At 68.9% G+C, this 541-nt stretch carries 1 protein-coding gene; it reads left to right on the top strand.

Annotated features, from left to right (window positions below; all coding sequences use genetic code 11):
- The coding region (locus tag AC1DQC_RS20195) for an SDR family NAD(P)-dependent oxidoreductase (protein ID WP_477053005.1) at window positions 1-294 on the top strand (294 nt) is incomplete at its 5' end.
- Between the last annotated feature and the right edge of the window lie 247 nt (window positions 295-541).

Below are 541 nucleotides of genomic sequence, written 5' to 3'. Positions count from 1 at the left end.
GTGGCGATGTACGCGGCGGGCAAGGCCGCGCTGATGTCGTACACCCGATCCATGGCCGCCGAATTCGCCCCGCGCGGCATCCGGGTGAACGCGCTCGCCCCCGGCTCGGTCGACACCGACATGGTCCGGAACAACCCACCCGAGGTGGTCGACGCGATGGCGCAGATGCCGCTGCAGAGGCGGATCGCCCACCCCGACGTGATGGTCGGGCCCGCGCTGCTGCTCACCTCGGACGCCGGCAGTTACATCACCGGGCAGGTGATCGTCGCCGACGGCGGACTGGTCGCCTACTGATCTGGGCGCCGTCCCGACCGACGCGGCCCCGTCCCGCTGACCTGGCGCTTCTGCACCCGCCGCACCCAGCCACTAGACTCGCTTGGCCCATTTGGACCCATTCCGGCCGAGGAGATCACTTGCCCGACAAGGCACTGCAACACGGCGACCTGGACCGTGAGCAGGAGTACGTGTCGATGCTGTACGACCGGCTAGACGGCCTGCGCTCGTACGCCGCGACCCGGCTGTCGAAGGTTCTGTTGCAGAC

It is taken from the genome of Cellulomonas sp. P4_H12 (assembly GCF_056400905.1).
The sequence above is the reverse complement of the archived record's forward strand: the minus strand, read 5'-3'. Positions and strand labels throughout refer to the sequence as shown.